General features: G+C 62.9%; 4 protein-coding genes and 1 pseudogene. All 5 read left to right on the top strand.

Annotated features, from left to right (window positions below; all coding sequences use genetic code 11):
• Nucleotides 1-502, top strand: a 502-nt coding sequence (locus tag HP547_RS13210) for an OprD family outer membrane porin (RefSeq protein WP_172286517.1), incomplete at its 5' end; no start/stop codon positions are given.
• Nucleotides 503-844: 342 nt separating this feature from the next.
• Nucleotides 845-1585 (top strand): gluconate 2-dehydrogenase subunit 3 family protein, encoded by a 741-nt coding sequence (locus tag HP547_RS13205; RefSeq protein ID WP_172227828.1) that lies wholly within the window; start codon nucleotides 845-847, stop codon nucleotides 1583-1585.
• A gap of 3 nt (nucleotides 1586-1588) precedes the next feature.
• Nucleotides 1589-3373: a GMC family oxidoreductase gene (locus tag HP547_RS13200; protein WP_172227830.1), complete on the top strand. Its 1785-nt coding sequence runs from the start codon at nucleotides 1589-1591 to the stop codon at nucleotides 3371-3373.
• 12 nt (nucleotides 3374-3385) lie between these two features.
• A complete protein-coding gene (locus HP547_RS13195) occupies nucleotides 3386-4633 on the top strand; it encodes a cytochrome c (protein ID WP_172286516.1) in 1248 nt (415 codons plus the stop codon).
• 479 nt (nucleotides 4634-5112) lie between these two features.
• Nucleotides 5113-5397, top strand: a pseudogene (ptxS, locus tag HP547_RS13190) (transcriptional regulator PtxS); the annotation flags it as partial.

The raw sequence follows: 5397 nt of genomic DNA, 5'->3' as shown, positions 1-5397 counted from the left end.
TCAGGGCCGGGCGCTGCTGGGTGAGGTCGACAACCAGACCCTCAGCACCAACTTCGGCTACAGCGTCCGCGGGCACACGTTGAGTGGGGGGTATCAGAAAGGCCGTGGCGATACGGCGTATGCCTACGTCGGGGGGACCGATACCTACCTGTTCAGCGAGCAGCAGGTCAGCACGTTCGCGCTGGCCAACGAGCGGGCGTGGATGGTGCGTTACGACTACAACTTCGCGGCGCTAGGCATCCCGGGGCTCACTTTCAACGTGCGCTATGTGACGGGTGACCAGGTCGACCCACAGCGCATTGCCAGCGCCAAGGGCAGGGCGCTGGCGGCCCGCGGTGGCGAAGGCCGGGAGTGGGAGCGGACCACGGATATCACCTATGTGGTGCAGTCAGGTCTGCTCAGGAATGTATCGCTGCGCTGGCGCAACGCGAGCATGCGCTCGAACTTTGCCGATGCGGCGGACGAGAACCGGGTGATTGTGGGGTATACGTTAGGGTTCTGAGACAGGTGCAGTCCGGTGGCAGCCTGCGCAAGCCGTGAAACGGTGGAATTGCCGAGAACGCCATGCTGCATGTTGCCACTCCATTTTGCTCGCTGGATACGAGAGCGGGGGCACTGTAGGCAGCGGGATGTTGATACACAGTGAGCTGCATGTGAAAAAAACCTTGGCCCGACAGCTCCCCTGAATGTTCATTTGCCAAGATGTCAAGCATGAAACCGGTTTCAAAACATTTCTGAACGCGTTAGATTATTCGGCTGTCTTCTTGATGGCCTATCAAGATCAACACCCACATTGAAAAACAGATGGCGCCTGTCAAGGCCGCCACAGCCGATGAGGATTCCAATGCCTGAGCATGCCCCGGACAACCCGCGCAGGGATTTCCTGCGCAAGACCCTGACCCTGATCCCGGTCGTTACCGTGGCCAGTACCGGGCTAGGGGCAGGTGCCAGCCAACTGCTTGCCGCCCCGCAGCCCGAGCCCAAAGTGCCTGCCGCTCCACCGGCGGGCCATTACCAGCCGACCTTCTTCAGCGCTGAAGAATGGGCCTTTGTGCAGGCCGCGGTGTCGCGCATCATCCCGGCGGACGAACTGGGCCCCGGCGCGCTCGAAGCCGGCGCCGCCGAATTCATCGACCGGCAGATGAACACCCCCTATGCGACGGGCGCGCAGTGGTACATGCACGGCCCGTTCAACGCCGATGCTGCCCCCGAGATGGGCTACCAGTTGCAACTCAGCCCCCAGCAGATCTACCGCCTGGGCATCGCCGCCGTGGATGGCTGGTGCAAGGCCAATGGCGGTCAGGTTTTTGCTGCGCAAGATAGCGCTACCCGCGACCGTATTCTCAGCAAAGTCGAGGCTGGAGAGCTGCTTTTCGACACCGTCCCGGCCAAGGTGTTTTTCAGCTTGCTGGTGCAGAACACCCGTGAAGGGTTCTTCTGCGACCCGATCCACGGTGGCAACAAGGGCATGGTCGGCTGGACCCAGATCGGCTTCCCGGGTGCCCGCGCCGATTTCATGGACTGGGTCGAGCGCAATGAACCGTACCCGTTCCCGGCTGTTTCGATTCGCGGTGAGAGGGCCTGAGGCATGGCGACTGTGTTGAAAAAAGTGGATGCGGTGATCGTTGGTTTCGGCTGGGCCGGCGCCATCATGGCCAAGGAACTCACCGAAGCTGGCCTGCACGTGGTGGCCCTGGAACGCGGGCCGATGCAGGACACGTACCCGCAAGGCAGCTACCCGCAGGTGATCGACGAGCTGACCTACAGCGTGCGCAAGAAGCTGTTTGTCGATGTGTCGAAAGAAACCGTCACCATCCGCCACGGCGCGCATGACGTGGCGCTGCCCAATCGCCAGCTCGGCGCCTTCCTGCCAGGTAAAGGCGTAGGCGGCGCGGGCCTGCACTGGTCGGGTGTGCACTTTCGGGTCGACCCGGTCGAGCTGCGCATGCGCAGCCACTACGAAGAGCGCTACGGCCGCAAGTTCATCCCCGAAGACATGACTATCCAGGACTTTGGCGTCAGCTATGAAGAGCTGGAGCCGTATTTCGACTTTGCCGAAAAGGTCTTCGGCACCTCCGGCCAGGCCTGGACGGTCAAGGGCCAGGTGGTCGGTGAAGGGAAGGGCGGCAACCCTTATGCGCCGGACCGTTCCAGCGCGTTCCCGCTGCCTGCACAGAAGAACGTAGTGTCGGCCAGGCTGTTCGAAAAGGCCGCCAGCAGCCTGGGCTACAAGCCCTACAACCTGCCGTCGGCCAACACCTCAGGCCCGTATACCAACCCCTACGGGGCGCAGATGGGCCCCTGCAACTTCTGTGGCTTCTGCAGCGGTTACGTGTGCTACATGTACTCCAAGGCCTCGCCCAACGTGAACATTCTGCCCGCGTTGCGCCAGGTGCCCAACTTCGAGCTGCGGCCTGACGCCCACGTGCTGCGGGTAAACCTGGACGACAGCAAGCGCAAGGCTACCGGCGTGACCTACATCGATGCCCAGGGGCGCGAAGTGGAACAGCCGGCAGAGCTGGTGATCCTGGCCGCGTTCCAGTTCAACAACGTGCGCCTGATGTTGCTGTCCGGCATTGGCAAGCCTTATGACCCGGTGCAGAACGAAGGCGTGGTCGGCCGTAACTTCGCCTACCAGAACATGGGTACGGTCAAGGCGTTCTTTGACAAGGACACCTACACCAACAACTTCATCGGCGCCGGTGGCAACGGCATCGCCATCGATGACTTCAACGCCGACAACTTCGACCACGGCCCCCACGGCTTCGTCGGTGGCTCGCCGATGTGGGTGAACCAGGCCGGCAGCCGGCCGATTGCCGGCACCGCCAACCCGCCCGGTACACCAGCCTGGGGCAGCGCCTGGAAAAAGGCCACGGCCGATTACTACACCCACCAGGTCTCGATGGACGCCCACGGCGCTCACCAGTCGTACCGTGGCAATTACCTGGACCTCGACCCGACCTACCGCGACGCCTACGGCCAGCCACTGCTGCGCATGACCTTCGACTGGCAGGAAAACGACATCAGGATGAACCAGTTCATGGTCGACAAGCTGAGCAAGATCGCCCAGGCAATGAACCCCAAAGCCATTGCCGTGCTGGGCAAGCAGGTCAAGGACCACTTCAACACCGCCAGCTACCAGACCACCCACCTCAACGGCGGGGCGATCATGGGCACCGATCCGAAGACCAGCGCGCTGAACCGTTACCTGCAAAGCTGGGATGTGCATAACGTTTTCGTGCCAGGGGCATCGGCGTTTCCGCAGGGCCTGGGCTACAACCCGACCGGGCTGGTGGCCGCGCTGACCTACTGGTCAGCCCGCGCCATTCGTGAGCAGTACCTGAAAAACCCCGGCCCGCTGGTCCAGGCTTGAGGAGCGATGAACATGAAGACACTGTTGATCGCAACCCTGCTGCTGGGCGCCAGTGCAACGGCACAGGCCACCGCCAATGAAGACGCCCTGGTGCGTCAGGGCGAGTACCTGGCGCGTGCCGGCGACTGTGTGGCCTGCCATACCGCCAAGGGCGGCAAGCCGTTCGCCGGCGGGCTGCCGATGGAAACTCCCATCGGTACGGTGTACTCGACCAACATCACCCCGTCGGCCAGCGGCATTGGCCAGTACAGCTTCGAAGACTTCGACCAGGCCGTGCGCAGGGGCATCGGCAAGGACGGCAGCACGCTGTATCCGGCAATGCCATACCCCTCGTACGCGCGGGTCGGCGAGCAGGATATGCAGGCGCTGTACGCCTATTTCATGAGGGGCGTGGAGCCGGTCGAACAGGCGAACAAGGCCACGGATATCCCGTGGCCGTTGAGCATGCGCTGGCCGCTGGCGATCTGGCGCGGGATGTTTGCACCAGAGGCCAGGCCGTGGCAGGCATCGACGGCAGCCGACCCGGTGGTGAACCGGGGGGCGTACCTGGTCGAAGGCCTGGGGCACTGTGGCGCCTGCCATACGCCGCGCGCGCTGACCATGCAGGAGAAAGCACTCAGTGCAGAGGATGGCGCGCAGTTCCTGGCTGGCAGCGCGCCGCTGGAGGGCTGGATTGCGAAGAACCTGCGTGGTGACCACAAGGACGGTTTGGGCAGCTGGAGCGAAGCGCAGCTGGTGCAGTTTCTGAAGACCGGGCGCAGCGACCGCAGCGCGGTGTTTGGCGGCATGAGCGACGTGGTCGAGCACAGCATGCAGCACATGACGGATGCCGACCTGACAGCCATCGCCCGTTACCTGAAGACATTGCCGCCGAGCAACCCTGACGACAAGCCGCATGTGTATGACAAGCAGGTGGCGCAGGCGCTATGGCAAGGGGACGACAGCAAGCCGGGCGCGGCGGTGTATATCGACAACTGCGCGGCTTGCCACCGCACTGATGGCCAGGGCTATACCCGGGTGTTCCCGGCCCTGGCTGGCAACCCGGTGGTGCAGACGGCGGATGCCACGTCGCTGATTCATGTGGTGCTGGCAGGCGGCACGATACCGGCGACGCACACCGCGCCGTCGAACTTCACCATGCCGGCGTTTGGATGGCGGCTGAGTGACCAGGAGGTTGCTGAAGTGGTGAATTTCATTCGGAGTAGCTGGGGGAACCAAGGGGATGCTGTCAGTGCAGGTGATGTGAAAGCGCTTCGCTAAGGTTGCATCAGGGCTGACAGTAGCCTGCCGCGCCATGTGCAGCGCCTGTGAGATCGAGCGCCGCCCGCGCGGCGCTTCGCGGGTGAACCCGCTCCCACATTTGTTGCAACGTACCAAACCTGTCAGGCCATGGTTGCCAGCCTTGTCGGGCCGACGCGATTTCATGGCTGGCGCATCTGCCGCCACGCTCGCCTTGAGTCATGCACCAAGGCGGGAAACGCCGCTTTTACAGGCATGGCCACGTTGCAACAAATGTGGGAGCGGGTTTACCCGCGAAGCGCCGCGCGGGCGGCGCTCGATCTCATAGGCGCTGCATCTCTTGTGGCAAACACCTGCCAGGCCTGATGCATTCCCTATGAAAACCGCCATGCCGCTCCCAAAATTAAACGCCCCAGCCCAACTAAATGTTGACGAACACGCATACTTTTGCTGTATTGAAACCGGTTTCATCGCTACCACAACAATCATAAGGACTGCCCATGACCGACGCGCCTGCCCATCACCGCGAACGGGTCACCATCAGCGAAGTTGCGCGTGTCGCTGGCGTCTCCAAGGCCACCGTTTCGCGCTACATCGGTGGCGACCGCCAGTTGCTGGCCGAAGCCACCGCCAAGCGCCTGGCCGAGGTCATCGAGCGCCTCGGCTACCGTCCCAACCAGATGGCCCGTGGGCTGAAGCGCGGCCAGACGCGCCTGATCGGCATGCTGGTGGCCGATATCCTCAACCCTTATTCAGTGGCGGTGATGCATGGTGTGGAAACCGCC

It is taken from the genome of Pseudomonas sp. CM27, from assembly GCF_013179515.1.
In the GTDB taxonomy this organism is placed as follows: domain Bacteria; phylum Pseudomonadota; class Gammaproteobacteria; order Pseudomonadales; family Pseudomonadaceae; genus Aquipseudomonas.
Note: the sequence above shows the minus strand (reverse complement) of the source record. Positions and strands in the feature narration are given on the sequence as shown.

Coding starts and splice junctions, on each gene's coding strand:
- HP547_RS13205 (WP_172227828.1), top strand. CDS start 845: ATGCCTGAGCATGCCCCGGACAACCCGCGCAGGGATTTCCTGCGCAAG.
- HP547_RS13200 (WP_172227830.1), top strand. CDS start 1,589: ATGGCGACTGTGTTGAAAAAAGTGGATGCGGTGATCGTTGGTTTCGGC.
- HP547_RS13195 (WP_172286516.1), top strand. CDS start 3,386: ATGAAGACACTGTTGATCGCAACCCTGCTGCTGGGCGCCAGTGCAACG.